Annotated in this window: 20 protein-coding genes, 1 tRNA gene and 1 pseudogene; 10 read left to right on the top strand and 12 right to left on the bottom strand. The window is 68.1% G+C overall.

All coding sequences use genetic code 11. The annotated features are described in order from the left end of the window. Positions 1 to 26: 26 nt before the first annotated feature. From N5I32_RS18320 to N5I32_RS18295, 6 genes are all read right to left on the bottom strand, one after another. A complete protein-coding gene (locus tag N5I32_RS18320; protein ID WP_261497389.1) occupies positions 27 to 548 on the bottom strand; it encodes a DUF2478 domain-containing protein in 522 nt (173 codons plus the stop codon). A 71-nt stretch (positions 549 to 619) separates the two neighbouring features. Further along, positions 620 to 3,079: an arsenate reductase (azurin) large subunit gene (locus N5I32_RS18315; protein WP_261497388.1), complete on the bottom strand. Its 2,460-nt coding sequence runs from the start codon at positions 3,077 to 3,079 to the stop codon at positions 620 to 622. Positions 3,080 to 3,093: 14 nt separating this feature from the next. Next, on the bottom strand, positions 3,094 to 3,615 hold the full coding sequence (locus N5I32_RS18310) for an arsenate reductase (azurin) small subunit (RefSeq protein WP_261497387.1): 522 nt from the start codon (positions 3,613 to 3,615) through the stop codon (positions 3,094 to 3,096). Between the two features lie 151 nt (positions 3,616 to 3,766). Beyond that, positions 3,767 to 4,975, bottom strand: a complete 1,209-nt coding sequence (locus N5I32_RS18305) for a sigma-54-dependent transcriptional regulator (protein WP_261497386.1) — start codon at positions 4,973 to 4,975, stop codon at positions 3,767 to 3,769. Continuing rightward, positions 4,968 to 6,395 (bottom strand): ATP-binding protein, encoded by a 1,428-nt coding sequence (locus N5I32_RS18300; protein ID WP_261497385.1) that lies wholly within the window; start codon positions 6,393 to 6,395, stop codon positions 4,968 to 4,970. Before N5I32_RS18300 ends, N5I32_RS18305 begins: the two co-directional genes overlap by 8 nt. After that, positions 6,392 to 7,243, bottom strand: coding sequence for a PhnD/SsuA/transferrin family substrate-binding protein (locus N5I32_RS18295; RefSeq protein ID WP_261497384.1), 852 nt, complete (start codon positions 7,241 to 7,243; stop codon positions 6,392 to 6,394). Before N5I32_RS18295 ends, N5I32_RS18300 begins: the two co-directional genes overlap by 4 nt. A gap of 137 nt (positions 7,244 to 7,380) precedes the next feature. Here N5I32_RS18295 and N5I32_RS18290 point away from each other — a divergent pair, with 137 nt between their 5' ends. The 3 genes and pseudogenes from N5I32_RS18290 to N5I32_RS18280 all read left to right on the top strand — a co-directional run bounded on the left by N5I32_RS18290 (position 7,381) and on the right by N5I32_RS18280 (position 8,802). After that, positions 7,381 to 7,824, top strand: coding sequence for an ArsR/SmtB family transcription factor (locus tag N5I32_RS18290; RefSeq protein WP_261497383.1), 444 nt, complete (start codon positions 7,381 to 7,383; stop codon positions 7,822 to 7,824). Then, a pseudogene (locus N5I32_RS18285) lies at positions 7,821 to 7,955 on the top strand (transposase); the annotation flags it as partial. The gene N5I32_RS18290 and the pseudogene N5I32_RS18285, both read left to right, overlap by 4 nt. After that, positions 7,936 to 8,802: a tyrosine-type recombinase/integrase gene (locus N5I32_RS18280; protein ID WP_369414359.1), complete on the top strand. Its 867-nt coding sequence runs from the start codon at positions 7,936 to 7,938 to the stop codon at positions 8,800 to 8,802. The pseudogene N5I32_RS18285 and the gene N5I32_RS18280, both read left to right, overlap by 20 nt. Here the strand turns inward: N5I32_RS18280 and N5I32_RS18275 are convergent. Continuing rightward, positions 8,759 to 8,835 (bottom strand) — tRNA-Met (locus tag N5I32_RS18275). The two genes, N5I32_RS18280 and N5I32_RS18275, sit on opposite strands and share 44 nt — an antisense overlap. A gap of 122 nt (positions 8,836 to 8,957) precedes the next feature. On the opposite strand from N5I32_RS18275, the gene selD reads away from it, so the two are divergent. Next, positions 8,958 to 11,129, top strand: coding sequence for a selenide, water dikinase SelD (selD, locus tag N5I32_RS18270; protein ID WP_261497382.1), 2,172 nt, complete (start codon positions 8,958 to 8,960; stop codon positions 11,127 to 11,129). A gap of 19 nt (positions 11,130 to 11,148) precedes the next feature. Here the strand turns inward: selD and mnmH are convergent, their stop codons facing one another. Continuing rightward, positions 11,149 to 12,207, bottom strand: a complete 1,059-nt coding sequence (gene mnmH / locus N5I32_RS18265; protein ID WP_261497381.1) for a tRNA 2-selenouridine(34) synthase MnmH — start codon at positions 12,205 to 12,207, stop codon at positions 11,149 to 11,151. 120 nt (positions 12,208 to 12,327) lie between these two features. Here mnmH and N5I32_RS18260 point away from each other — a divergent pair, with 120 nt between their 5' ends. Then, on the top strand, positions 12,328 to 14,754 hold the full coding sequence (locus N5I32_RS18260; protein WP_261497380.1) for a heavy metal translocating P-type ATPase: 2,427 nt from the start codon (positions 12,328 to 12,330) through the stop codon (positions 14,752 to 14,754). Between the two features lie 24 nt (positions 14,755 to 14,778). Here N5I32_RS18260 and N5I32_RS18255 read toward each other — a convergent pair whose 3' ends face one another. After that, a complete protein-coding gene (locus N5I32_RS18255; protein ID WP_261497379.1) occupies positions 14,779 to 17,307 on the bottom strand; it encodes an ABC transporter permease in 2,529 nt (842 codons plus the stop codon). Next, positions 17,304 to 17,984, bottom strand: a complete 681-nt coding sequence (locus N5I32_RS18250) for an ABC transporter ATP-binding protein (protein ID WP_261497378.1) — start codon at positions 17,982 to 17,984, stop codon at positions 17,304 to 17,306. Before N5I32_RS18250 ends, N5I32_RS18255 begins: the two co-directional genes overlap by 4 nt. A gap of 64 nt (positions 17,985 to 18,048) precedes the next feature. Between N5I32_RS18250 and N5I32_RS18245 the strand changes: the two genes are divergently transcribed. Further along, positions 18,049 to 18,687, top strand: coding sequence for an arylesterase (locus N5I32_RS18245; RefSeq protein WP_261497469.1), 639 nt, complete (start codon positions 18,049 to 18,051; stop codon positions 18,685 to 18,687). A gap of 46 nt (positions 18,688 to 18,733) precedes the next feature. Here N5I32_RS18245 and N5I32_RS18240 read toward each other — a convergent pair whose 3' ends face one another. Then, the gene (locus N5I32_RS18240) at positions 18,734 to 20,770 is read right to left on the bottom strand and encodes an NADH:flavin oxidoreductase (RefSeq protein ID WP_261497377.1); all 2,037 of its coding nucleotides are present in this window, start codon (positions 20,768 to 20,770) and stop codon (positions 18,734 to 18,736) included. Positions 20,771 to 20,865: 95 nt separating this feature from the next. Here N5I32_RS18240 and N5I32_RS18235 point away from each other — a divergent pair, with 95 nt between their 5' ends. Further along, positions 20,866 to 22,275, top strand: a complete 1,410-nt coding sequence (locus tag N5I32_RS18235; protein ID WP_261497376.1) for an FAD-binding oxidoreductase — start codon at positions 20,866 to 20,868, stop codon at positions 22,273 to 22,275. A gap of 25 nt (positions 22,276 to 22,300) precedes the next feature. On the opposite strand, the gene hemC is transcribed toward N5I32_RS18235, so the two are convergent. Further along, a complete protein-coding gene (hemC, locus tag N5I32_RS18230) occupies positions 22,301 to 23,257 on the bottom strand; it encodes a hydroxymethylbilane synthase (RefSeq protein WP_261497375.1) in 957 nt (318 codons plus the stop codon). A gap of 101 nt (positions 23,258 to 23,358) precedes the next feature. On the opposite strand from hemC, the gene hemE reads away from it, so the two are divergent. The 3 genes from hemE to N5I32_RS18215 all read left to right on the top strand — a co-directional run bounded on the left by hemE (position 23,359) and on the right by N5I32_RS18215 (position 26,939). Next, a complete protein-coding gene (gene hemE / locus N5I32_RS18225) occupies positions 23,359 to 24,390 on the top strand; it encodes a uroporphyrinogen decarboxylase (RefSeq protein ID WP_261497468.1) in 1,032 nt (343 codons plus the stop codon). 108 nt (positions 24,391 to 24,498) lie between these two features. Next, on the top strand, positions 24,499 to 24,753 hold the full coding sequence (locus N5I32_RS18220; RefSeq protein ID WP_261497374.1) for a hypothetical protein: 255 nt from the start codon (positions 24,499 to 24,501) through the stop codon (positions 24,751 to 24,753). A gap of 986 nt (positions 24,754 to 25,739) precedes the next feature. Next, positions 25,740 to 26,939, top strand: a complete 1,200-nt coding sequence (locus N5I32_RS18215; RefSeq protein ID WP_261497372.1) for a PqqD family protein — start codon at positions 25,740 to 25,742, stop codon at positions 26,937 to 26,939. Positions 26,940 to 26,946 lie beyond the last annotated feature (7 nt).

Below are 26,946 nucleotides of genomic sequence, written 5' to 3'. Positions count from 1 at the left end.
GTCTCGTGCCAAGCAGCAATGCACCGTCAGCCGGTTACGCCCTCGTATGGCGCAAGCAACGAGAGGGCCCAACCCGCGATCACCTCCGGTTCGGCATCCAGTCTAATGGCCGCTCCGGCGGCGAAGTCGAGAAATGCGGAAAGGTTCAGGGCGTTGACGCCGACGAGAATCGGGATCCGCAGGTCGACTGCGCGCACGATCGCGGAGCGAAGTCCACGCCCCAGGCTTTCCTGCTTGCCGAACTTGTTGATGACGAGCATGTGGCAGTCCGCCAGTCGCTTTTCGACGTCCATCGCCAGGTTCTCTATGCTGGAGGGGTCGAGCCTGCAGCCACGAGAACCCGACCCGAGTGCTTGGCTGATCCGGGTAGCCGGCCCGTCCGGAAGGATGCGCACGCGCCTGTCGCAGGGGTGCGCGTCGGAGTCGTCGTGAAGCGTGGCCACGGTGCCGCAGAGGCGGACACCCCGGCGTTCCAGATGCATTACTGCAGCCGCGATGCAGTCGTCGATCCGCCCACGGCCGGGCAGGGTGACGTAGGCGATTTTCATGGCGGGATTTCTCAAGTTGCACAGAAACTCGGGGCGCGGCTGTTGCCGCGCCCCGACGCACCCGTCCGAGGTCAGAGTTCGACCTCCCACGACTTGAAGCTCAGCTTCGCGGTCGCGGGGCTCGCATCCGCGATCTTGCGGATATTGGCCCAGGTTTGCTTGTAGTTGGGCAGGATCAGCGTATTGGTGCCGGCGTTGATCACGTTGCCCTGCGTGCCCGAGGGTGCGCCGAACAGCATAAAGGTCTCGTTCCGCCGAGCGGTCGGTTCGATATAGACCATGGCTTGCGTCGCCCCCACGTCGTTGAAGATCTCGGCCATGTCGCCGTTGTTCAGACCCAGTTCAGCCGCATCCTCCGGGCTGATCTGGAGATAGGGCAGCGGGAAGCGGTCGGTGACGAAGTCGTTGTCCTGATCGAGGAACCAGTTCTGCCAGTTGATGTTCGATCGGCCATTGTTGATCAGGAACCGATGGTTTGCCTTCTGCTGCGCCTTGCCCGGCGCTTCGAGCCCGCGCCAGCCGCCCGCCATGAACAGCGCCTTGCCGTCCTCGCGCCCGTGGCGGGTAAAGACCCCGTCCTCGTAAAGCCGAGACGTGCCGACCAGCTGGCCATTTTCGAGCCCCTTCACCGGCTCCTGCACTCCGTTGTTGCCCATGGCGCGCAGGCGTTCGTAGGTCACCTCGGGATTTCCCTGATGGTAGCCGTCCATGAAGGCGTCTTCCTCGGTCTGCCAGTCGAAGCCCTTGAACTGGTCGGCGTAGTCCGCGCGCCCTTCTTCGCGCAGCACACGCTCCAGATGGTTGGCCATGCGCGCCGCGATCAGGCAGTCGGGCATCGCCTGACCCGGGCCGTCCATGTATTTCTCGGTGAGCCGAAGGCGCCGTTCCCCATTCATGGAGGTCAGGTTCATCTCGCCCGACTCTACCGCCGGCAGGATGACGTGCGCGGCCTGCCCGATCTGGGTGTGGATGATGTCCACGTTGACCGAGAACAGTCCGCCCGCGTTGATCGCGGCGACGATGGCGTCGACCATCTCCTCTCGTGTTGCGCCGGCACGGGCGTCCATCGCCTCCTTCACCATGTTGGTGCGGCGGTTGTATTCCCGCTTGAAGGCCGAGGCGTTCAGCGTCGTCTTGTAGTGGTCGTTGGCCCAGATATGGTGCACCTTGCCCCGGCCAGCGATCAGCAACTGGTCGACGTAGGGTGCGGGCCGGCCCACGTGGCCGTCACCGGGGCGGTAGTAACCCTCCTGATGTCCGCCGAGCCGGCAGCAACCGCCGCCCTCTCGCCCGACGTTGCCGGTTGCCAGCGCGATGTTCAGGAGCGCGCCGATGGTGCGGTAGTTGTCGTTGCCCCAGATGATGCCCTTCTCGTAGGCGGTGACGCATCTGCGCCGGCTGCCATCGTCCTTGGGTTTTGCGATCCACTCTGCAGCCTTGACGATATCGGCTTCGCTCACTCCACAGATTTCAGCGGCTTCAGCGGTCGAGAGCCGGCAAGCCTCTCGCGCGGCCTCGAACGAGCCCAGATTGGCCGGATGCGCTTCATCTTCGGGCACGGCGATACCGTCGGCGAAGGTCGAGGCGGCGATGAAGTCTGCATCTACCCAGCCCTGATCGGCGATGTGGGTGAAGAGGGCGTTGAAAAGCGCGAGGTCGGTGCCCGAATTGATCTGCAGGTGGAGCACGTTTTCAGCGCCCGCCACCTCCTCGCAGGCGTTGATCGACACTGTCCGGCGCGGATCGACGACGAGCACCCGCGCACCGTTCCGCATCCCCGGCATCATGTGATTGAGGAACAGGTTCGTCTGCGTCTCGATTGGATTGGCACCAACAAGGAAGATCGTGTCGGTCACCTCGTAGTCGGAGTAGCCGTAGTTCAGCTCGTCCACGCCCATATCGCGGCTGGAATGGACTTCCGAGTTGTAGGCTGGCCGGTTGTGGATGCGGCAGTGCTTCACCTTCATCGACCCGAAGTAGAGCTTGCCGGTCCCCCAGGTGTTCTCATAACCGCCGGCGCTGCCGCCGTGGTCGAACATCGAGACGAAAAGGTCGTCCTCGTCGTCCTTGTCGATCACCCGGGCGGTGACACGCGCCACAAGGTCGAGCGCGTCTTCCCAGGTGGTAGGTTGCCAGGTGCCGTAACGCCAGACGAGGGGGTCGGTCAGGCGCTGCTGCTGCGTGCCCGAAACGTCCGATCGGCGGTTCTCGGCCATGCGCGCGCCCCGGACCGAACCGAGTCCGGCGTTTACCACGCAATCATGATCCGGTTTGATGACCAGATTCACGTTCTGGCCGTTCTGCTTCACGACGTTGAACATGGAGGGCGCATACCAGGCGTCTGTTTCCATGTCCTGTTGCAGGCTGAGGTCTCCGCCCGACCAGTTTGATTGAGCCGTTCCCTGACGGTTGATCGGCCAGGTGTAGGCCTTGTAGCCGCAGCCCACGATGCAGTAGTGGCAGGTTACGTTCTGCACCTTGGCGTCGGCCGGGATGATCGGCAGGCGATCGATTTGACGCTTGTAAGCCATTGAATCAGCCCTCCTTATGCCAGCACGTTGGACAGACGGCCGTAGATCAGCTCGTCCACCCCTTCGGCGAAGATGTCGCCCGCGTCATCAACGCGCAGCGCGAACTGAGGCAGGTTCTGGGTGGCATGGCCCCAGGTCTGCTGGCCGCCCGCCTCGCAGTCGAAGCGGCTGAAGTGGCCGGGGCAGTTCAGCGTCTTGTCACCGGCGTTGTAGCTGAGCGGCCAGCCCTTGTGGGGGCACAGGACCGAAAACGCCACGATGTCGCCCTCCGGACCGACGCCTCCCTCGACGGCGCTGCCGAGCTTGAGGAGCACGCCGGGACTGCCCTCGTCGGGATAGGCGATGTCCATCGGCTCATTAAGCTTCAGGTCGGACAGGTTTGCGAGGCGGTTCGACGGATAATCGACACGGGCCAGCGATTGTGCTGCGGCCGCCGTCGGGGCGACGATGGTTGCCGCGGCTGCGCCGGCGGCACTCATGACGCCACCCCGCAGAAACTGCCGCCGGCCGACATCGACCAGCTTGTTGCATTTCATGGCTCGGATCCTCCCTGTCATATCCCTGAAGAAAGGCTAGCAGCAGGGAGGGTCAGGGTGCGACAGCCACGGTCGCCTTGCCGCATCGCGGCAAGTGGCTCATCTTGCTAATGTTTCTTGGCTGTTCGGATTTCCGAACATGGGAGCCGCGTCAGATGCCGAGTTTCTGCATCTTCTCCCACAGCGTCGTGCGGGATACGCGCAGGAGCCGTGCCGCCTCTCCCACCTGCCCCCCGGTCCGCTCGAGCGCGGCGGCAATCTGGGATCGCTCCGCCGCGTCTCGAACCTCGGCAAGAGATCGCAATTCCTGCGCTCCAGCTCGTTCCGGGAACAGGTCCGATGTCAACACAAGTTCGCCCTCGGCCGCCTCGACCGCTCGCAGGAGACGGGCACGCAATTCCCGACCGTTGCCAGGCCAGTGGTGCGACCGGATCGCTTCCTCGGCGGTGGCCGAGATGCCGGCCAGGGGTGTGGGCCTGCGTGCATTGAAACCCTGGAGCAGTCGACCGGCAAGCCATACGGCGTCCTCCGGTCGTTCGGCCAGCGACGGCACGACAATCTCATGGGACTGCAGGATCGCCAGCAGATCGGCGCGGAAGCTGTCGGCCGCCTTTTCCTCGATCCGCAGGCCAGCCGTGGCGATCAGACGGAAGGTCGGGGACCTCAGCACCTCCAGCAGCCGGTTCTGTGCGGCGACGTCCAACCGCCCGATCCCGACGATGACCAGGGTTCCATCTTCTGCCCGGGCGGCGGCGCCTGCCAAGGTGGCCGCTTCGACCGGTTCGCGCAGTGCGTCGACAACGACCAGGGGTGCGGCACACCGATCGGACTGGTCGTGGACCCTCCGTGCCAGGCGAAGCTTGCCCAGCCCCGGAGCGCCGCGGATGAGCAGCGGCGAGTCGCGCCGCGTTGCATCCTGGATCTGGCGATCCACCGCCCGAGCCGCGTCGGTGATGCCGGTTTCGGGCGGCATCTCCTGACCCGCGCGCGAACGCATGACGAGAACCAGGCGCGACAAGAAGGCGCCGATATCGAACGGTTTCGCGATGTAGTCGGAAGCACCCGAACGGATCAGCCGCACCGCCTGGTCGATGGCTCCCTGTCCCGTGATGAACAGGAAGGGCGGCGGATGCCCCGTCCGGGTGAGCGTGTCATAGAGTTCCTCGCCTGTGCCGTCGGGCAAACGGATGTCGCAGACGACGGCATCCAGCGGCTTTCGTGGTGTCCTGATCGCGGGAAGCGCCCGGGCGACGTGGCGGTGCCAGAGGACTTCGGCACCCTCGAGTTCCAGCCGCTGGACCAAGGACGTGCCCATGATCTCGTCGTCTTCGACCAGAAGGATGCGCCGGCCTTCAAGCATCGGCGCTTCCCCGCAAAGGAAACTCGATCCGGATGAGGGTTCGGGTTTCGAGACGTTCGTGCTGGATCGCCCCGCCCAACCCCGTGACCAGATCGCGCACCAGCCGCAACCCAACCCCGCCGCCCGGCGGCAGCGGGCCTGCCCCAAGCAGGCGACCAAGGTCTGCCTGGCCGAGCCCCGGGCCGTCATCGCTGATCGTGACCGACAGGCGGTCCTGCCCGTTGGCGACGTCCAGCCCGACGCGGCCGTTCTGTCCGGCTGCAGCTGCTGCGTTCAGAAGCAGGTTGAGCACCACCTGGCGGACCGGCGCTGCGGGCAGCCTGGCCAGAACGGACGCCCCCGCGTTCAGCTCCCAGTCCAGAACCTGCCCACGGCTCGCCGCTTCGGGCTCGAACAGCAATCTCAGATCCTCGAAATCCTCGGGTCTGAGCGGCTGACCCGCGCGGTCCAGTCGGTGCTGCTCCAGGATCGCCCGTGTCACCTCGCGGAGGTGCGCAAGGCCGCGCTGCATCAGTTCAGCCGACTGCCGGACGACCTCTGGCCGGTCAGCATAGGTGCGCAGCGTGTCGGCCGCATTCAACAACCCGCCGAGTGGGTTGTTGACCTCGTGGGCGAGCGAGGAAGACAGGCGCCCGAGGCTGACGAAGCGTTCCCGCTCCGCAAGCCGCCGCTCGGCTTCGGCCCGGCTTTCGACCGCCGTGGTCATCCTGTTGTAGGTCTGGATCAGGCGGGCAAGCCCCGGGTCGCCTCGCGGGATATCGACGTCGGGAATGGGTCGTGGCGCCCCCCGTGAATCGTCCATCGCCTGCACGAGCGTGCCCACTGGGCGCAGGATTCGGGCCACCGCCAGCCAGCCGCCGAAGGCGAGCAGCGCGGTCGCGGCGGTGTTGCCGAAAAGAAGCCACATCGCGACGCTGCGGCGTTCCGCAAGAAGGTCGGTCACATCCAGTTCCGTAACGATCCGGCCAATCTCTCGTCCCTGGTAGAGAAGCGGTGCGCTCACCCGCAGGACGGGGTCGCCGGTCATGCGGATTTCTGGCGGCAGAACCGCGTCGGCTTCGAAGGTCGCAACATCCTCGCCGACGGGCGCGCGACGCGGATCGGTCGCGGCCAGGATGCGTCCGCGTTCATCGGCCACGACCGACAGCAAAAGCCGCCGGCCGTCATAGGCGGAACGGGCCCGGTCAAGGATGTCGTAGACTTCCCAGACGTCCTGCCGCAGCACCGAAGGGCCGAGCGCAACCGATAAACCCTCCAGATGGAGCCTGGCCGCTTCAGAAAGCCGGGCGTCCTGCACACGGCCAAGCGTGGCAAGAACACTCTGGCTTGCCAGAAGCCCAAGCAGGATCATCAGGCCGGCAGTGATGAGGGGCACGCGCAGCGTGACGGGCAGATCGCGGAAGCGGGGAAGGGACGTCATCCGCCCTCCAGAGCCGCCATGCGCGCGGCGATCCCGTCGAACAGCGCGTCATCCGGGGCGGCGACGCCATCGAGATAGAGAACGCGTAGCGCCGCCCGGCCTTCCGCAGTCGCGGAAAGCGCCAGAAGTGCCGCTCCGCAGGCACTGACAGCGGGGTCCCCGATCCGATCGCTTCGCGCGACGAAAGGGGGAAAACCCAGCCACTCGGAACGGGAGATGACCTTCGTCCGTGCCGTGAGATCCGGTTCCGCCGCGTTCAGCGCTTCCCAGACATAGCCGTCGACGCTGCCCGATCGGGTCAACCCCCCGGCAACGGCCCGGACGACGTTACGATGGCCATACGTGAAGATGACGCGCGAGAAGAATTGATCCGGTGTTTCACCTGACTGGGCGAGGTTCGAGGCTGTGACGAGGTAACCCGAGTTGCTGTCGGGATCCGAAAACGCATGCGTAGTGCCCCTGAGGTCGGGCAGCGCCGTGGCCGGGTCGTCGGCCCCGACGATCAGGTATGACTGGTAGAGCGGTCGCCCGCGCCAGACCGGAACCCCGAGAAGACGGAATTCGGAGCGATGCTGCAGGTAGGGGTAGCCGCAGGTCCAAGCCGCATCCACCGATCCATCCAGAAGCGCCCCGGAGATCTCCTGATAGGTTCGCCGCTGGACCAGTTCGATGTCCTGCCCCATCCCGGCCGCAAGCGCGGAGCGCAGCGCGGAGATGACCGCCGCATCGTTGTCGAGAAAGACGGGAGTCAGCGCGAACCGGAAGGGCGGCGCTCCCTGGGCCCGCACCCAAGGCGCAGCGGCCAAGGTTGCCGCACCAAGCAGCATCGCGCGCCGTGTGCCTTGCATGTCTCCCCCCAACCGAAACGAAGCCAGCCTTCCCGGTCGCCGGCATTGCTGGCCCCCGGTCGATGCGGCTTATCTGCCGACTGCCCGCATCGAAAATCGACGATATGCGGAGTCGGATCGGTTTGGGAAGCGTCCACATGGCGGGGAACGAGGGCAGCGCGGCCGCGCTTGCCAAGGTGCTGGCGCATCCTGCCCGGCGCAGAATCCCGCGCCTGTTGCAAGCCAAACCCGGCTGCATCGGCGGCGATTTTGTAGGGGTAGTCGGCCTTGCCCTGTCGACGGTCTCCGAGCATCTGCGCGTCCTCAAGGCCACCGGGATCATCACCGGAGAGATCGACGGGCCACGCATCTGTTCTGCGCTGAAACCCGCTGCCCTCGCCCCGCTGGCGGATTTCATTGCCGGCCTGACGCCCACAGCCGGCAGCGCCTGCTGTGTCCCTACCGCGAAGGATACCCAGGGTCAGGACACATTGATCTGCCTGAGGCTGCCGTCGCTGCTGACCTGCTTCCCGCTTCCTGGGCCGGATCGAGCTGGGATTTTCCAGTTTAGGATCGGGCTGGGAATCGGAGAGCTGACATGAAGAGATCGAAGTTCAGCGAGGCGCAGATCGCGTTCGTCCCGAAGCGGGCGGAAGAGGGCACGGTGATCGGCGAGGTGTGCCGGAAGGCCGGGATCAGTGAGGCGAGGTTCTATGCTTGGCGGAAGAAGTATGCCGACCCGATCCGGTCGCTTGCACCACATGCCGGCAGCACTCTACGCTCGTCCGCACGTGATTTCGTGCCAAGATATTCCTGCAGATACTGCTGACAGAAAGCCTGAGACGACGACGCGGTTCACCAAGACGCTCTCAGATGGCCGCCGCGTGACATACTTCTACGCTTGGAAGGGCAGCCCGAGACTCCCTGGAAGGCATGGATCTCAAGGGTTCGTTCTGGCTTATCAAACCGCAATCGCGAGTCGCAGCGCGGCTTCTGGGGGACAGCTTGAACTCCGTTATTTCCGCCTTCGAGCAATCCTCGAGCTTCAGAGACCTTTCCGCCTCAGACAGAGAAAGACCGGGCGGCACATCACGATACCGCTCGGCCAGCCTTTGAAAGAGTTCCTTTCAACCGCACCCCATGCTGCGGACACCATACTCGCCACCACACGCGCATCGGCCGACGGCGCGCCGCGTCCTTGGACCTCTGACGGCTTGCGCGCGTCATGGGCAAAGGTGGTTGCGCGGGCTGGCATCAAGGGTGTGACCTTCCACGACCTCCGCGGGACCTCGGTGACGCGACTTGCGCTTGCCGGCTGGTCGGTTCCTGAGATCGCTTCGATCACCGGACACGCCCTGAAGGAAACAAACAATATCCTCGACTCGCACTACCTGAGCCGGGACTCAGGTCTCGCTGCACAGGCCATCCGTAAGCGCGAGGCGCATGGAGCAGGGCCAAGTTTCCCAACTGCTCCCCGACTGACGATAGCCGCTCCGAGAACTCGGACCGGCCCGTCTACGATATCAAGGAGATGCATGGTAGCGGAGGAGGGATTTGAACCCCCGACACAAGGATTATGATTCCTCTGCTCTAACCAGCTGAGCTACTCCGCCAGAGCGAGCGCGTAGGTATGCGAGGCAGGCCGGGACGTCAAGCGGAAATCTCCGGGAACGCGACGGGCATTGCGATCTTGCCCCGGATCGCTAAACGGTACCGCGAAGGCAAGGATCGGATCATGCACCCACAGATTCCCCTGACCCGGGACATCGTCTTCATCGGCGGCGGGCACGCGCATGTGCTGGCCTTGCGCTCCTGGGGCATGAACCCGGTGCCGGGCGTGCGGCTGACGCTGATCGGCCCGGACCCGACGGCCGCCTATTCGGGCATGTTGCCGGGTCACATCGCGGGACGCTACCCGCGCGAGGCCCTTCAAATCGATCTTGTCAGGCTTGCCCGCTTTGCCGGTGCCCGTCTGATCCTGGGGCGCGCGACCGGCATCGACCGCACGGCGCGGCGCGTCGAGGTGGCCGGGCGCCCGCCGGTGGCTTACGACGTCCTGTCGGTCGACATCGGAATCTCTTCGGAAATGCCTTCCCTGCCCGGTTTCGCGGAACACGCGGTCCCGGCCAAGCCGCTCGACGCGTTTGCCGACCGCTGGGCAGGCTTCGTGGCATCCGCTCCCTCAGGTGCCGCCGTGGCGGTGATCGGCGGCGGTGTCGCAGGGGTCGAACTGGCGCTGGCTGCGGCGCAAAGGCTGGGCCGGGATGCGCGCGTCACCCTGATCGAGGCGGGAAAGGCCCTGTCGGCAGTGGGGCGCGGCGCTCGTTCAGCACTCCTGCGCCATCTTGCAAGGGCGGGGGTGACGGTCATCGAAGACTGCGCCGTCCTGCGCGTGGACGCCGACGGCGTGCGGCTTGCGGACGGGCGTTTCGTGCCTGCGCAGTTCACGCTGGGGGCCGCGGCGACGCGGGCGCAAGGCTGGCTTGCCGATACAGGACTTGCCCTGCAGGATGGCTTCATCATCGTGGACGACCACCTCCGGTCGGTGTCAGACCCCGCCATCTTCGCCACCGGCGACATCGCGCACCTGGCCCATGCGCCGCGACCGAAGGCCGGCGTCTTTGCGGTGCGCCAGGCGCCGGTTCTGCTGCACAATCTTACGGTTGCGGCGACGGAAACCGGGCGTCTGCGGCCCTATCGCCCGCAGCGGGACTATCTCAAGCTGATCTCGGCCGGCGCCGGCAGGGCGGTCGCCGACAAGTGGGGCCTGCCGCTCGACGGGGCCTGGTTGTGGGACTGGAAGGACCGCATCGACCGCCGCTTCATGGCGAAGTTCGAAACGCTGCCCGCGATGCCCGCGCCGACGCTTCCGGCACAGGTCGCCGCTGGCGTGGCCGAGGAGATCGGCAACGGCAAGCCGCTCTGCGGCGGCTGCGGCGCGAAGATGGGGCGCAGCGATCTTTCGGCGACCCTCGCGGGGCTGCCGCAGCCGCGGCGGCCGGACGTGATCTGGGGTACCGGCGACGATGCGGCGATATTGCGCCACGGGGCCGGGGCGCAGATCCTGACCACGGACCATGTCCGGGCCTTCACCGAGGATCCCTGGCTTCTGGCCCGGATCACCGCCATCCACGCGCTCGGCGATGTCTGGTCGATGGGGGCAAGACCGCAGGCCGCACTTGTGCAGGCGATCCTGCCGCGCATGGCGCCGCGCCTGCAACGCGAAACCCTGCGCGAGATCCTGGCCGGCGCGACGGAGGTCTTTTCCGGCGAAGGGGCGGACGTGGTCGGCGGGCACACGAGCCTGGGGGCGGAACTGACGCTTGGCTACACGGTGACAGGGTTGAGTGAAGGGCCGCCCGTCACCCAGTCGGGCGCGCGTCCGGGTGACGTGCTGATCCTGACCAAGCCCATCGGCACAGGCGTGATCCTCGCCGCCGAAATGGCGCGGGCGGCGCCCGGTGGGGTGGTCGCGGCGGCTCTCGACTCGATGGCGCACCCGCAAGGGGCGGCCGCGCGGGCGCTCGCGCCCCATGCGCACGCCATGACCGACGTGACGGGCTTCGGCCTCGCGGGCCATCTTCTGGGCCTTCTCGAAGCCTCGGGCCTGTCGGCCCGGATCGACCTGTCGGCCGTCCCCTTCCTGCATGGGGCCGAGGCGCTGGCTGCCGCTGGCCACGGCTCGACCCTGCTGCCCCAGAACCGGCAGGCCGCCGGTCGCATGTCACTGGGACAAGGTCCACGCGCTGACCTGCTGTTCGATCCGCAGACCGCCGGCGGCCTTCTGGCCGCGGTGCCCGAGGCTGAGGCCGACGCCGTTCTGGCGCATCTGCGTGACCTTGGCGAAAACCCGGCCCGGATCGGCCGGCTTGAGGAGGGCGCGCCCTTCGTCACCGTCGACGGTTAGTCGGCCCTGGTAACCGGCGCTATCCGGCAAGCCGCTGCACGGCGCTCGCCACGCGGTCGGCGACATCCTCAAGCGCGTCGGGCGCAAGCGACTGCGCTGCCACGACCTCGCAGCCCGAAGCCTCGAACCTGTCGCGATGACGCTCGTAGCGCGGATCGTAGTGGCGTCGCATCAGGTCTTCGGCCAGGGCGGCATGCTGTCCGCCGGCCACCATCCCACGCCAGCTTTCGATGACGTCCGCCGCGTGCAGATGCCGCAAGAGCATGATCGTATGTTCAAGCCGCGCGCGGTCCTCGGTCAGGTCCGCATAGGCACGCGACAGGTAGGCCGCACGCTCCTCGACCAGGACAGCGATACGCACGCGCGGCGCCGCCCCCATCGCCGCCCAGAGCCGCTTGGGAAGCGCGAGATCGCCGACCTTGGAGCTTTCGGCTTCCACCACCACCGGCCGCGCGGGATCGAGCGCGGCCAGAGCCATCGCCAGCCGCCCCTCGAAGGCCTTCTGCGTCGGTTGCCCGCCCTCCCGGTGGCCGAACAGCGATCCGCGATGGTTTGCCAGCCCCTCGAGGTCGATCACCTGAAGCCCGCGCCGGGCCAGAAGGCCCAGAATTTCCGTCTTGGCCGACCCGGTGTTGCCGTCAAGAACGACCACCGGCGAACACACGTCGCGGTCGTGCAGTTCCTCGACCACCAGCCGGCGCCAGGCCTTGTAGCCCCCGTCGACAAGGTCCACCCTCCAGCCGACCTGTGCAAGGATCGTTGCGAAGGACCCCGACCGCTGCCCCCCGCGCCAGCAGTAGACCAGCGGCCGCCAGCCGCCGCCCATGCCGGAAAGCGGCCCCTCCAGATGCTGTGCTGCGTTGCGTGCGACAAGGGCCGCGCCCATTTTGCGGGCCAGGAAGGGTGACTGCTGCTTGTAGATCGTGCCCACCCGCGCCCGCTCCGCATCGTCGAGAACCGGCAGGTTCACCGCGCCGGGAAGATGGTCTTCCTCAAACTCGGATGGAGAGCGCACGTCGATGATGGCATCGAAACCGTGCCGGTCCAGATCGAGAAGCGAGGTGAGCCTGAGTGCCATCGCGTTCTCTTAACCCGCCGGCGACTGCGGCGGAAGGGCAGACAGGCGGGCGCCGGGCTCTGGTCGGCGGTTTGACAATTCCCGGGGTGCGGCCCATCTAGGGGCGAAAGGAATCCCCCGATGCCCAGCGCCACCTTTGCCGTCGACGGAATGACCTGCGCGTCCTGCGTCGGTCGGGTGGAGCGCGCGCTGACGGCGGTGCCGGGCGTGACTGCGGCTCAGGCGAACCTGATCGCGGGCACGGCTTCGGCCGAGTTCGACTCTCCGGCCGATGCCGCCGCCCTCGCCGAGGTCCTGCGGCGCTCGGGCTATCCGCCGGTCGAAACCGAAACCCGCCTCGACATCGAGGGAATGACCTGCGCCTCCTGTGTCGGCCGCGTGGAGCGCGCGCTGCGTGCAGTGCCCGGTGTCGCGGCCGCCGAGGTGAACCTCGCGACACAGTCCGCGCGGGTGCGCTACGTTCCCGGGCTGACCGATCCCCCGACGCTGGCCGGTGCCGTCGCCAGGACCGGATACCAGGCCCGCCCGCACCGGGACACCACGGCCACCGCCCCGGACCGGCGGGCTGCCGAGGCGGCCCTGCTGGCCCGGCGTGTCGCGTTGTCGGGTGCCCTGACCCTGCCCGTCGTCGTTCTGGCGATGGGCGGCCACATGGTCCCCGCCTTCCACCACTGGGTCGCCGGCACGATCGGGCACCAGACATCCTGGCTGATCCAGTTTGTCCTGACGGCCATGGTGCTGTTCGGGCCGGGCCGCGTCTTCCTGTCCCACGGGCTGCCCGCGCTGGTCCGCGCCGCGCCCGAGATGAACTCTCTCGTGGCGCTCGGCAGTCTCGCGGCCTTCGTCTATTCGAGCGTGGTCACCTTTGCGCCAGGTCTCGTCCCCGCGGCCGCGCGCGACGTCTACTTCGAGGCGGCGGCGACCATCGTGACGCTGATCCTGGTCGGCCGACTGCTCGAGGCGCGGGCGAAGGGCCGCGCCGGCGAGGCGATCCGACGGCTTGTGGGGCTGCGGCCCGCGACCGCAAGGGTCGAGCGTGGCGATTCCGTGGTGGAGGTCGCGGTCGAGGACCTGAGGCCTGGCGACATCGCCAGGCTGGCGCCGGGCGAGCGTGTGGCGGTTGACGGCGTGGTCACTCAAGGCCACGGCTGGGTCGACGAAAGCATGCTGACCGGAGAACCCGCACCGGCCGAGAAGGGCGAAGGCGCGATCGTGACGGGGGGCACGGTGAATGGCACCGCTGCGCTGACCTACCGCGTGACCGCCACGGGCGAAGACACGGTGCTGTCGCGCATCATCCGTTTGGTTGAGGACGCGCAGGGGGCCAAACTGCCGGTTCAGGCGCTGGTGGACCGGATCACCTTCTGGTTCGTTCCCGTGGTCATGGCGCTTGCCGTCCTGACCTTCGCCGTCTGGCTCGCGCTCGGGCCGGAGCCTCGGCTGACCCACGCCCTTGTCGCGGCCATCTCGGTGCTGATCATCGCCTGCCCCTGCGCCATGGGGCTTGCCACGCCGGTCTCGATCCTTGTCGGAACCGGACGGGGGGCGGAACGCGGCGTCCTGTTCCGGCGCGGGGATGCGTTGCAGCGTCTTTCGGACGTGCGGGTCGTCGCGTTCGACAAGACCGGAACGCTGACCGAAGGGCACCCGGAACTGACCGACATAGAACCGGAGCCGGGCTTTGCCGCCGACGACATCCTGCGCCTTGCCGCCGCGGCCGAAGCGCGGTCGGAGCATCCGCTGGCGCGCGCGATTGTCGCCGCGGCGCAGGCGCGCGGGCTGTCCCTGCCCGACGCCGACGGGGTCGAGGCCCGGCCGGGCCGCGGCCTGTCCGCCACGGTCGAGGGGCAGCGCATTCTTGTCGGAAACCGCCGCGCGCTCGAAGAGGCGGGCATCACCGCAGACCACCTCGCCGCACGCGCGAACGCCCTTGCCGCCGAGGGGCGGACACCGATTCACGTCGCGCTGAACGGTCGCGCCGTTGCCCTGCTCGCCGTTGCGGACCCGATCAAGCCGGGTGCGGCCGAGACCATCGCGGCGCTGCATCGTTCAGGACTGAAGACGGCGATGATCTCCGGCGACGCCCGCGCCACCGCCGAGGCGGTCGCACGTCGGCTTGGAATCGACCGCGTCAGCGCCGAGGTCCTGCCAGAGGGCAAGGTCACGGCGCTGCGGAGCCTTGCCGGGAACGCCCCGATTGCCTTCGTCGGTGACGGGATCAACGACGCCCCGGCCCTTGCCGCCGCCGACGTGGGCATTGCCATGGGAACGGGCACCGACGTGGCCATCGAAAGCGCCGAGGTGGTCCTGATGGGGGGCGACCCGGAGGCCGTCGCGACCGCCGTCACGCTGTCACGCGCGACGATGCGGAACATCCGCCAGAACCTGTTCTGGGCCTTCGGCTACAACGTGGTGCTGATCCCGGTGGCGGCGGGGCTCCTCTACCCGCTCGGCGGGCCGCTGCTGTCGCCGATGCTTGCCGCCGGGGCCATGGCCCTGTCATCCGTGTTCGTGGTCACGAACGCCCTGCGCCTGCGGCGCGCCTGACCCCCCGCCCCGCGAACCGGCGCGCTATTCCGCCCCGCGCAACACCCTTGCGGGTCGCGCCCGAAGCGACGGCAGGGCGAAGGCAAGCCCGGCCGCCAGCGTTGCGAGAATGCCGCCTGCGACGATCGCAATGGCCGAAACCGGCTCAAACCGGAAGGTGCCGTCCATCACGAAATGCATGACCGCGAATCCCGCCGCCGCCCCGAACCCGATCGCGACCAGCCCCGCCGCCGCGCCCATCAGGGCGGAGCGGAGCGCGAAGCTGACGAGGATCTCCCACCGCGTCGCCCCCAGCACCTTGAGGATCGCGGCCTCGTAGGTCCGCGCCCTTTGCCCTGCCGCCGCTGCCCCGATCAAAACCACCGCGCCGGTCAGCAGCGTCACCCCCGCTGCGATCGCGGTTGCCCGGGCGATGGCATCGAGGATGCCGGCGACCCGGCCGACCACCTCCCTCACCGGGATCGCGGTGATATTGGGCCAGGCTTCGGCCGCGGTTCTGAGCACCTCGGCCTCGACCGGGGCATCGGCATAGACGGTGGAGATGAAGCTGTGCGGCGCGCCTGCAAGTGCCGCGGGGTTGAGGACCATGACGAAGCCGATGCCGGCGGTCGAGAAATCGACCTCCCGCAGCGAGGTGATGGTCGCCTCGATCTCGCGGCCAAGGACGTTCACGGTGACCCGGTCGCCAAGCGTCAACCCCAGTTCAGCCGCCTCTTCGGCGGCAAAGCTCATCTGCGGCGGGCCGGCGTAGCCTTCGGGCCACCACGAACCGGCGACAAGGCGGGTATCGGCCGGCGGACGGTCTGCATAGGTCAGCCCGCGGTCCCCCCGCAGCACCCAGTGATCGCCCGCCACCGCCCGCGCGTCCTGACCGTCGATGCGCGTGACGACGCCCCGCAGCATCGGCGCGCTGTCGACCTTGTGGACCCCGGCGAACCCCGCAAGCCTATCCCGAAAATCATCGATCTGGTCGCCCTGGATGTCGACGAAGAAGAACGAGGGGGCGACATCGGGCAGGTCGCGGTCGATCGCCGCCCGCAGGTTCGCGTCGATCTGGCCGACCGCGGCCAGCACCGACAGACCCAGCCCAAGCGCGAGCACGACCGAACTGGCCTCTTCCCGCGGTCCGGCGATGGCGGCCAGCGCCAGCCTCAGGCCGGGCCGGCCGTTTGCACGGTGCGAGAACGCCCGAGCGATCCGGCGCAGCACCCAGGCGGATGCGGCAAGCAGCACCAATGCCCCGGCGATGCCGCCCAGCGTCCCGAGCGCAAGTTGCGGCACGGCGGCCAAAAAAGTCGCCACCAGGACGAACGCCGCCGACAGCGTCGCAAGGATGGCCCCCATCCGCCACCCCGGCCAGCGCCGCCGCGCGGTGCCGAGATCGCGGAACAGGGCCGCGGCCCGGACCTCGCGCACCCGCGCCAGCGGCCAGAGCGTGAACAGCGCGACGGTCAGAAACCCGTAGACCGCAGCTTCGAGGGCCGGCCGCACCGCCGGCACCACCGCGACCGGTATCGGCAAGAGCCCAGCAGCCAGCGGCGCGGCCAGAACCGGCAGCAGGATGCCAAGCCCGACACCGAGCACGATCCCGAGGACCGCCACCGCGCCCACCTGGAGCAGGTAGACCAGAAGTATGGTCCTGCCCTCGGCGCCCACCGCCTTCAGTGCCGCGATGGTTCGGGTCTTGCCTTCCAGATAGGACCGCACGGCCGAAGCGATGCCCACCCCGCCGACCGCCAGGCCCGCAAGCCCCACAAGCACCAGGAAGGACCCCATCCGGTCGACAAACCGTTCCGCCCCCGGCGCGCCCCGTCGGGCATCCTGCCAGCGCATGCCCTTGTCGCGAAAGGCGGCCTCGGCCTCGCGCTCCAGCGCGTCGAGGTCGGCCCCGGGCGAGAGAAGCAACCGATAGCGGCTGTCATAGAGGCTGCCGGGTTCCAGAAGCCCCGATCCTTCCAGCGATGCGGCCAGGACGATGGTCTGGGGGCCAAGCAGGAACCCGCCCATCGCCCCGTCCGGCGCCCGCACGATGCGGGCGGACAGGCGAAACTCTGCCAGCCCCAGGCGGAACCTGTCGCCGACCGCCAGTCCCAGGCGATCGGCCAGAACGCCCTCCATCACCCCGCCGGGCACGCCGTCCTGCGGCGCAAGCGCCGACTGAATGTCCATCGACGGTTCCAGCAGCACCGTTCCGAGCAGGGGATAGGCGCCATCGACGGCCTTGACCTGGGTCAGGGCGCGAACGGCATCCGCGCCCGCGCCGGCAACGGCCATGGAGCGGAAATCGACGATCTCCGACACCTCCGCGGCGCGCGCAGCCATGAAGGCGCGTTCCTCCGCGCTGGCCATGCGGTAGGTGAAGGACATCTGCGCATCGCCCCCCAGAAGCGCTGCCCCCTCGCGCGAAAGCGCATCGGCGATCGCGCTTCGGACGGTGCCCACTGCGGCAATCGCCGCAACGCCGAGGACGAGGCAGGCGAGAAAGACGGCAAACCCCCGGATCCCCCCGCGCAGGTCGCGCCGCGCTATGGCCACCGCCACCGAAAGGCTCACGAACGCTCCTCCGCGGCGATCCGGCCATCGGCCAGCCGGACGATGCGATCGCAACGTTCCGCCAGTTCGGGCGCGTGGGTCACCAGGACCAGCGTGGCCCCGAACCTGTCCCGCAATGCGAAAAGCAGTTCCATGATCGCGGCGCCGGTGCCGCTGTCGAGGTTCCCCGTAGGTTCATCCGCGAGGAAGATCGCGGGGCGCGGGGCCGCCGCCCGGGCCAGCGCCACCCTTTGCTGCTCGCCACCGGACAATTCCGCAGGGTAGTGGCCCAGGCGCTGCCCCAGCCCCATCGCCGACAGTTCCTGCCGCGCGCGGTCGAACGCATCGGACACGCCGGCAAGTTCCAGCGGAACCGCCACGTTTTCCAGCGCGGTCATCGTCGGAATCAGGTGGAAGCTCTGGAAAACGATCCCCATATTGGCGCGACGGAAGCGGGCCAGCGCGTCCTCGCCCATTGCGGTCAGGTCCTGCCCCAGGGCCGAGACCCGACCCGAGGTCGCGCGCTCCAGCCCGCCCATGAGCATGAGGAGCGAGGATTTGCCTGAACCGGACGGCCCGACCAGCCCAAGGCTTTCGCCCCGCGCCACCGACAGCGTGATGCCCTCGAGAATTTCGACAGGCCCCGCGTTGCCCGCCAGTGTCAGCCGCGCCCCTTCAAGGCTCAGTACGCCGTCCATCCCTGCCCGCTTCCGCCTGTTTCGCCTGTCTGGTCTTCTCAAGGCATATGGTGCGGGACGCCGCCTGCGCAACCTTGCCGCGACCCTCGGTCTGATCATTCTGGCGCCCGGCGCCGCAAATGCCGATCCGGTCACCATCGTGGCCCTCGGCGACAGCCTGACCGCCGGCTACGGACTGGCGCCCGAGGATGGATTCGTCCCCCAACTTCAGCGCTGGCTCGACGAACAAGGCGCCGAAACGCGGATCCTGAACGCAGGCGTTTCCGGCGATACCACGGCGGGCGGGCTTGCGCGGACCGACTGGGCGCTGGTTCCCGAAACCGGCGCGGTGATCGTGACGCTTGGCGGCAACGATCTGTTGCGCGGCCTGCCGCCCGAGGAGGCGCGCGCCAACCTTGACGCGATCCTGACCAAGACCGGCGAACGCGGCCTGCCCGTGCTTCTGGTGCCGATGATCGCGCCCGGCAACTACGGGCCGGACTACAAGGCGGCCTTCGATGCGATCTATCCCGACCTCGCAAAGGCCCATGGCGCGCGCCTGGCACCCCCGTTCCTGGCGCCGATCCTCGCTATGCCCGACCGCGGCGCCGCGCTGCAGGACTACATGCAGCCCGACGCGCTGCACCCCAATCCCGCCGGCGTGGCGCTGGTCGTCGAGACGCTGGGGCCCGAAGTTCTTGCCCTCATCGAAGGCGCGAAGTGACCGGTACCGCCGTCTTAGTTGCGCCGCCTGATCGCCGGCGCCGGGCCTACCAGCGGATCCCCATTCTCAGCGCGTCGTAGATGCCGGCGTGGATGTTGCGCGCGGCCACGGCATCGCCGATCCGGTAAAGGATGAAACCGCCGTCCCGGTTCTTCTCCGGGAAGATCGCCCCCGTGGTGCGCAGCGCCGCATAGTCCACCGCGCCGAGGTTCCGGCTTTTCGGCTTGAGGTCAAAGTAAAGCTCGTCCAGCGGCCGCGTCCCGTGTTCCACCACCACCCGGTCGACCCGCCGCTCCTCCGACCAGCCGGGCGCGAAATCCGAGCCGAGAGAGGCCACCAGTTCGTTGCCCTCACGCCGGACGACGACCACACGGGTATTGATCGTGATCCGCGTGCCGGTTTCCTGGAAGGCGCGCATGTAGGGGACGTGGTTCATCCCGCCCATGTCGGGGGCGAAGAACCGCTCCGGCGTCACCAGTTCCACCTCGGCGCCGGCGCGCGCCGCCATCTCGGCCGCCGTCATGCCCGCATGCGCCCCGCCATCGTCGTAGACAAGAACGCGGCCCGCCGCCTTCACCTCGCCGGTGATGATGTCCCAGCTCGACGTCGTCAGTCCCTCGCCTTCCAGGTCAGGTGCCTGCGGCAGCCCACCTGTCGCGATCACCACCACCTCCGGGTCGAGTGCCAGGACGTCCTCCGCCTCGGCGAACAGGTTGTACCGGACCTCGACCCCCAGCCGCTCCAGCTCTGCAAGCCGCCAGTCGACGATGCCCACCATCTCGCGCCGCCGCGGGTTAGCGGCCAGGACGTTGACCTGCCCACCCGCCCGGTCCGACGCCTCGAGCACGGTGACGCGGTGGCCACGCTCACCCGCCACCCGCGCAGCCTCCAGCCCCGCGGGCCCCGCCCCGACGACCACTACCCGGCGCGGCGCCTCGGATCTGGCGATCACATGCGGCATGCGCGCCTCGCGCCCGGTTGCCGCGTTGTGGATGCAGAGCGCCTCGCCGCCCTCGTAGATGCGGTCCAGGCAATAGGTCGCACCCACGCAGGGACGGATGCGGTCCTCCTGTCCGGCGATGACCTTGGCCACGATGTGCGGATCGGCGATATGCGCCCGCGTCATCCCCACCATGTCCAGCTTGCCCGCCGCGATGGCGTGGCGCGCGGTGGCCACGTCGGGGATGCGCGCGGCATGGAATACCGGGAACTTAGTCGCCTCCCTCACCTCGCCGGCGAAGTCGAGGTGCGGCGCGGCGCGCATGCCCTGAATCGGGATGACCCCCGTCAGCGCCGCGTCCGTATCGATGTGGCCGCGGATCAGGTTGAGGAAGTCGAACTTGCCCGAAGCCGCAATGCGGTGCGCGATATCCACCCCTTCCGCGCGGCTCAGTCCCTTGTCCCAGTCCTCGTCGGCGACCATGCGGATGCCGACGATGAACTCCGGCCCTACCGCCGCCCTGACCGCGTCGATCACCATCCAGGTGAAGCGCAGCCGATTGTCGAGCGACCCGTTCCATTCGTCCCCCCGACGGTTAGTCGAGGGCGACCAGAAGGAATCCATCAGGTGGCCATAGGCCTCGAACTCGATCCCGTCGAGGCCTGCCGCCTGCATCCTTGCGGCCGCGGTGGCGTAGTCCGCCACGATCCGCTCGATGTCCCAGTCCTCGGCTTCTTTCGGAAAGGCCCGGTGCGCCGGCTCCCGCACGGGCGAGGCCGACAGGACCGGCAGCCAGTCCGCCTTGTTCCAGCCCGTCCGCCGGCCCAGGTGCGTCAGCTGGATCATCACCGCGGCGCCGTGTTCGTGCACGTCGTCGGCCAGCGCCCTCATCGGCGCCACGATCTCGTCGCGATAGGCATGGAGGTTGCCGAAGGCCGCCGGGCTGTCGGCGCTCACGATCGCCGACCCGGCGGTCATCGTCAGCGCGATTCCCCCCCTGGCCTTCTCCCGGTGGTAAAGCCGGTAACGTTCCAAGGGCAGTCCGTCCTCGGAATAGGAGGGCTCATGCGCGGTGGACATGATCCGGTTCTTCAGCACCAGATGCTTGAGACGGTAAGGCTGCAACAGGGGATCGTTCGACATCGGGGCACCTCCGGTCCGATCGTGGCCCGGCCTTGCCGGAACCTCTGTTCAAATCCCGTCAGGAATTAGAGACTGCGCGTCATACTGGAGGCCCCATGACCCTGATCGACCGTCTGACCGCCCTGCTCGGCCCCGCCCATGTCCTGACCGGCCAGGAGTGCGCCCCCTACACTTCGGAATGGCTGGGCAAGTACCACTGGCAACCGCTTGCGGTGCTGCGCCCCGCGGACAGGGATCAGGTCTCGGCGATCCTGAGGATTGCGTCGGAAACCGGCACGCCCGTGGTTCCCGCCGGCGGCCGCACCGGGCTTGTCGGCGGGACCGAGGCGCAGGGCCGGCTGATGCTGTCGCTCGAACGGATGAACCGCATCCGCGAGGTCCGGCCGGAGGCGCGCATCGCCATCGCCGAATCGGGTGTGATCCTGTCGCGCCTGCATGACGCCGCCGCCGAATGCGGGCTCTACTTCCCGCTCTGGTTCGGCGCCCGCGGTTCGGCCACGATCGGGGGCGCGCTTTCGACCAACGCGGGCGGCTCGAACGTTCTGCGCTACGGATCGACCCGCGCGCTCTGCCTCGGGATCGAGGTCGTGCTGGCCGACGGACGTGTCCTGAACCTGATGAGCGAGTTGCACAAGGACAATTCCGGCTACGACCTGAAAGACCTGTTCATCGGCGCCGAAGGCACGCTGGGCGTCATCACCGCCGCGGTGATGAAACTGGTTCCCGCCCCGCGCGCCCATGCGACCGCGATGCTGGCGCTGCCCTCGCTCGATGCGGCGCTGACGCTTCTCAACCGGCTCCAGGCCGCGACCGGCGGTCTGGTCGAAGCCTTCGAGTTCATGCCGCGCAGCTATCAGGAACTGCTGCTTGCGCGCCGCCCCGATCTCGGCCTCGCCTTCGACCGCTTCCACGACGTAACGATCCTGGTGGAGCTTGGCGCCACCGCCCCGCGCGATTGCACGCCGGGTCCGGACGGCACCATTCCGATCGTGGCACTTCTGGAGGACACTGCCGCCGCAATGATGGAGGAAGGGCTGGTCACCGACGCGGTGGTCGCCACGTCCGAGGCCCAGCGGCGCACCCTCTGGGCGCGGCGCGAGGCGGCGGCAGAGATCGGCACGCCGCTGTCGGGCCCCATGGTGGACACCGACATCTGCGTGCCCCTCGACAAGGTCGCGACCTTCCTCGCACGGGCGGAATCGGGAGTCGCCGCCCTCGACCCCGGGGCCTTCCCGCATTGCGTCGCCCACCTCGGCGACGGCAACATCCATTTCGCCGTCTTCCCCACCCGCGAGGACCCCGAGTTGATGGAGGCGATGGTCCGCGTCGTCGAGGATGCCGTTCAGGACCTTGGCGGCAGCTTCTCGGCCGAACACGGGGTCGGGCTGTCGAAACTCGGCTCCATGCGCCGCCACAAGGACCCGGTCGCGCTCGACCTGATGCGCACGCTGAAAGGCGCCTTCGATCCGGGCAACATTCTCAACCCCGGCAAGGTCCTGCCCTGACCTGTCAGCCCGCCGGCCCCTGCCGTCAGCCCTGGCGCCAGTCGAAAAATCCCGCGCCGGCCTGTGCCAGCAGGTCGCGCGCCAAGTCGCGGCCGGCCTCTGCCGCGTCGGACACCGCAAGCCGCCGCTCCCCCGCGATGGCCTCCGACCCGTCGGGGCGCAGGATCTCTCCGCGCAGCCAGAGGCCGCCGCCTTCGTGGACCGCAAGCCCGGCGATCGGCGTTTCGCACGACCCGTCGAGTGCAGCCAGGAACGCCCGCTCCGCCGCAAGCCGTTCGCCCGTCGGCCCGTCGTGGATCGCGGCCAGAAGATCGTTGGCGGCCGCGTCCGCCTGCCGCCGCTCGATCCCGATGGCGCCCTGCGCCACCGCGGGCAACATCTCCTCCGGGGAAATGGCCGAACGGGCGACGTGGCTCATGCCCAGACGGTTCAGCCCGGCCATCGCGAGGAAGGTCGCCGCCGCCACGCCGTCCTCAAGCTTCTTCAGCCGCGTCTGCACGTTGCCGCGGAACTGCACCAGGGCCAGGTCCGGCCGCCGGTTGGCAAGCTGCGCCCGCCGCCTCAGGCTCGAAGACCCGACGACGGTGCCCGCGGGCAGATCGGCAATCGAGGCATGATCGCGCGACACGAAGGCATCGCGCACATCCTCGCGCGGAAGGTAGCAGTCGAGCACAAGCCCTGCGGGCTGCGCGACCGGCATGTCCTTCATCGAATGGACCGCGATGTCGATCCTGCCCGACAGCAGCGCGTCCTCGATCTCGCGGGTGAAAAGCCCCTTGCCGCCGATCTCCTTCAGCGGGCGGTCCGCCGCGATCATCGCCCGGTCGTCGCCCGTCGTCTTGATGATGACGATCTCGAAGGCGTCCTCGGGCAGGCGATGGGCTTCCATCAGGCGCCGGCGCGTCTCGAACGCCTGCGCGAGTGCCAGCGGAGAGCCACGGGTTCCGATCTTCAGCGGGGTTTGTGCATCGGGCTTTGTCATGCCTCCGGCATATCCGCGACACATTGGCCGCGCAATGGGGCGCACCCCGACTTCGCCTTGACATCCGGTCGCAGGCGGCGATGAAGGGGGCGAAGGAGAGCCTGATGACGAAGACCATCCACAAGGCGCTGGCCGGCGAAACCCAGGCCATTCCCCCGGTCTGGATGATGCGCCAGGCCGGCCGATACCTGCCGGAATACCGCGCCACGCGGGCGCAGGCGGGCGATTTCCTGTCGCTCTGCTACACGCCGGACCTTGCGGCCGAGGTCACGCTCCAGCCGATCCGCCGCTACGGCTTCGACGCGGCGATCCTGTTTGCGGACATCCTTCTGTTGCCGCAGGCGCTGGGTGCCGATCTCTGGTTCGAGACGGGCGAGGGGCCGCGGCTCTCCACCACCACCACGCCCGCCGATCTCGCGCGGCTCGGCGGCAAGGACGACATCCATGGCCGACTGTCCCCGGTCTATGAAACCGTGCGCATCCTGTCGCGGGAACTGCCGCGCGAAACCACGCTGATCGGCTTTGCGGGCGCGCCCTGGACGGTGGCCACCTACATGATCGCCGGGCGCGGCACGCCCGACCAGGGCCCGGCCCACGCGCTCAAGTCCGCGGACCGCGCCACCTTCGCCGCCCTCATCGACCTTCTGACCGTCGCAACGGTCGAATACCTTTCGGCCCAGGTGCAGGCCGGGGCGGAGGTCATCAAGCTGTTCGACAGCTGGGCGGGATCGCTGAAAGGCCAGGATTTCACCGATTTCGCGCTGGAACCCGCGCGCCGCATCATCGCCGCGCTGAAGGCGCGCCACCCGGGCTTGCCCGTCATCGCCTTCCCGCGCGAAGCGGGAGACCGCTACATCGGCTTCGCCCGCGCGACGGGGGCGGACTGCGTCGCGATCGACAATTCCGTTTCGGCCGAATGGGCGGCAGCGCATGTCCAGACCGACGGCTGCGTGCAGGGCAACCTCGACCCCGCACTTCTGGTGACGGGCGGCGACAGGTTGACGGAAGAGACGCGGCGCGTCGTGCGCGCCTTCGCCAATGGTCCCCATATCTTCAACCTCGGCCACGGCATCACCCCGGACGCCGACCCCGACAACGTGGCACGCATGCTGGATGCCATTCGCGGCGGTTGAACGCGAATTAGACCCATTCCCGTCATGGTTAAGTCCAACTGGGCGCCGATGCTTCCCCGCAGGCCGCACGTCGGTCGCAGCATTTCAACCCAAGGGGAAGGCTTCAGAATGGCCGATATGTCGAAATCTCTTTTGTCCCGCCGGCGCGCGCTGGCCCGGGTGGGGCTTCTGGCGCTTGGCGCCTACACCGTTCCCGCGGTCACGTCGCTGAGCTACGCCACGACGGTCTCCTACCCTGAACCCAAGAAGGAAAAGATCGTGCGCGACGAACGCAGCGGGCCAAGCGATCCGGACCGTAGGCCCCAGCCCGCCCGCGATTGCGGTGAGGACGACGGCTCGGACTGCGCGGCGGGCTCCAACTAGGGTCAGGGTCCGCGCGGGCGGGGCGCAGCGTCCCTGTCGCCGGCGGCAGCGCCTGCGCATCGGCTGGCAACTTGCCGCAAGCCGGGCAGGTCATCGACACATGACGGGGCGGCCGCGCAGGTCGCCCTTTCTTTTTCACCGATGCGCCGACTTGGACCAACCAAGCCCGAAGCACAGACTGCCGGAACAAAACATCTTTAGGTTGTTTTTTTAATTCATTTTATCGCCATGGTTTAGCCATGCTTGTTCCTGATCTTTCCGGACGGGTGCCCCAAAGGTCACCCTTTTTTAAAGGTATGGCGTCAAGAAGATGCCGAAATGTAGGGAAGTTTCATGTCAGAACTGTCAGAAAAGACCTTGTCGCGCCGGCGTGCCCTTGCACGGATTGGCCTGATTGCTCTCTCCGCCTACTCCGTGCCCGCAGTCACCGCCCTCGGTGCGGCGGAGGCGGGCCAGTCGTCTTCGGAAGGGCGTTCGGGTGCCTCCCGGTCGCACAAGAAAGGGAAGAAGCGCAAGGGCCACGGTTCTTCGCCGTCGTCGGCCTCGAAGCCCTCGTCGGCCTCAAAACCGAGCGGCAGCAAGGAACCGCCCACGCCCCAGCCGACACCAGACCCCGCGCCCCAGCCCGGCGAAAACTGATCCCTTTCGGGATGGCGCGGTCGCGGGCCCGTCTGCGGCCGCGCATTGCCGGTGGGCGAACGGCGCCACGCCGTTTCGTCTTCTGCGGGCAGGTCACACGATTTTTGTGCTTTGACACGATTTCCGGCGCCGCCTAGCCTCTGCAGCGCAAGACATACAGACCTCGGCGCCCCCGATGCCGTCGCATCACCCGGATGAGGAGCGATCATGCACAGCGGCCAGGACCGATCCAGGGCGGCATCCCACCTCAGGTCCTCGTGCCGAGTGGGCCAGGCAAAATGCCTGTCCGGCACTGACGGTTCGCCCCCATGCGGCTGAAGCGGCTGCACACCGCCAGGCGCCGGCAATTGGCCCTTCGCTTAGAGGGCTTGGGCCAGACGATCCTGATGGACGGTGCTGACGATCTGCTGCCCGTGCTTGGCGCGGTCATGCCGCACTGGCGGTTCGAGGTTCTGGAGGAGGCGAGAGAAGCTGACGCGTGCATCCGGATCACGGGCGCGGGCGCGAACCGCTACCTGGTCCATGACCTGCACGGATCGGAGCCAGCGCACGAATGGGACGCCGTCGACGCCGTCTGTGATGTCATCGCGGATCTGGCGCTGGAACGTGTGCGCGCAAGCGATTCGCTCTTCTGCCTCCATGGGGCCGCGGTCGCGTTCGCCGGTCGCCTGGTGATCTTTCCCAACGACCATCGCGCCGGCAAAAGCGTGCTGACCGCCGTTCTCGGCCACGCCGGGCATTGCGTCTTCGGCGACGATGTGCTGCCGATCACGATCGCCGCCGATGGCACCGTGGAAGGGATCGCGACCGGCGTCCTTCCCCGCGTCCGCCTGCCCGTGCCGGCCGGGTTTTCGTCCGCGTTCCGGACCTGGGCGGCGGCCAATCCCGGCCCCGGCAACGACCGCTACAAGTACCTCGAGGTCCCGAACCTCGCCGCCCATGGCACGCGCATGCCCATCGGCGCCATCGTCCGGCTTGACCGGCGCGAGGGGGAGCCGCCGCAGCTTGGCCCGCTGTCCCGCGCCGAAGCATTCGAAAGCGTCATCGACCGCAACTTCGCCCGCAACCTGCATTCCGGCCGGATCATGCGCGCGTTCGAGGCGCTGGCAAGCCAGGTGCCGCTGGCCACGCTGACCTACGGGTCCGCCGAAGAGGCGGCGGCCCTTCTGGCGCAGGAATTTCCGCGCTGGAACCGCCCCGCGCCAAGGGTCGCGGCGCCACTCGACGTGTCGAGCGATGCGCCCGCGGTCGATGAAGCGAACCGGGTCTACCACCCCGAACGCCGCTACGTCCGCGCCGAGGGGCTGACCGAAACGACCATCGACGGCCTGCACTACGTTGCCGACAGCGATGGGCGCGGGTTGTTCCGGCTGAACCACGGCGCCCGGGTCATCTGGGCCGTGCTGGAAGAGCCGGCCACCGGACCGGAGGCCGCCGATATCGTCGCCACCGCCTTCCCCGCCGAAGATCCCGCCCGCATCGCCGAGGACTGCGCCCGGACCTTTGCCGAGCTTCTCGGCGAGGCGCTGATTGTTCCGGCGCCCTAGGTCCGCG

This window comes from Albidovulum sediminis, assembly GCF_025380365.1.
GTDB lineage: Bacteria > Pseudomonadota > Alphaproteobacteria > Rhodobacterales > Rhodobacteraceae > Albidovulum > Albidovulum sediminis.
This window is presented reverse-complemented; position numbering and strand designations above follow the sequence as displayed.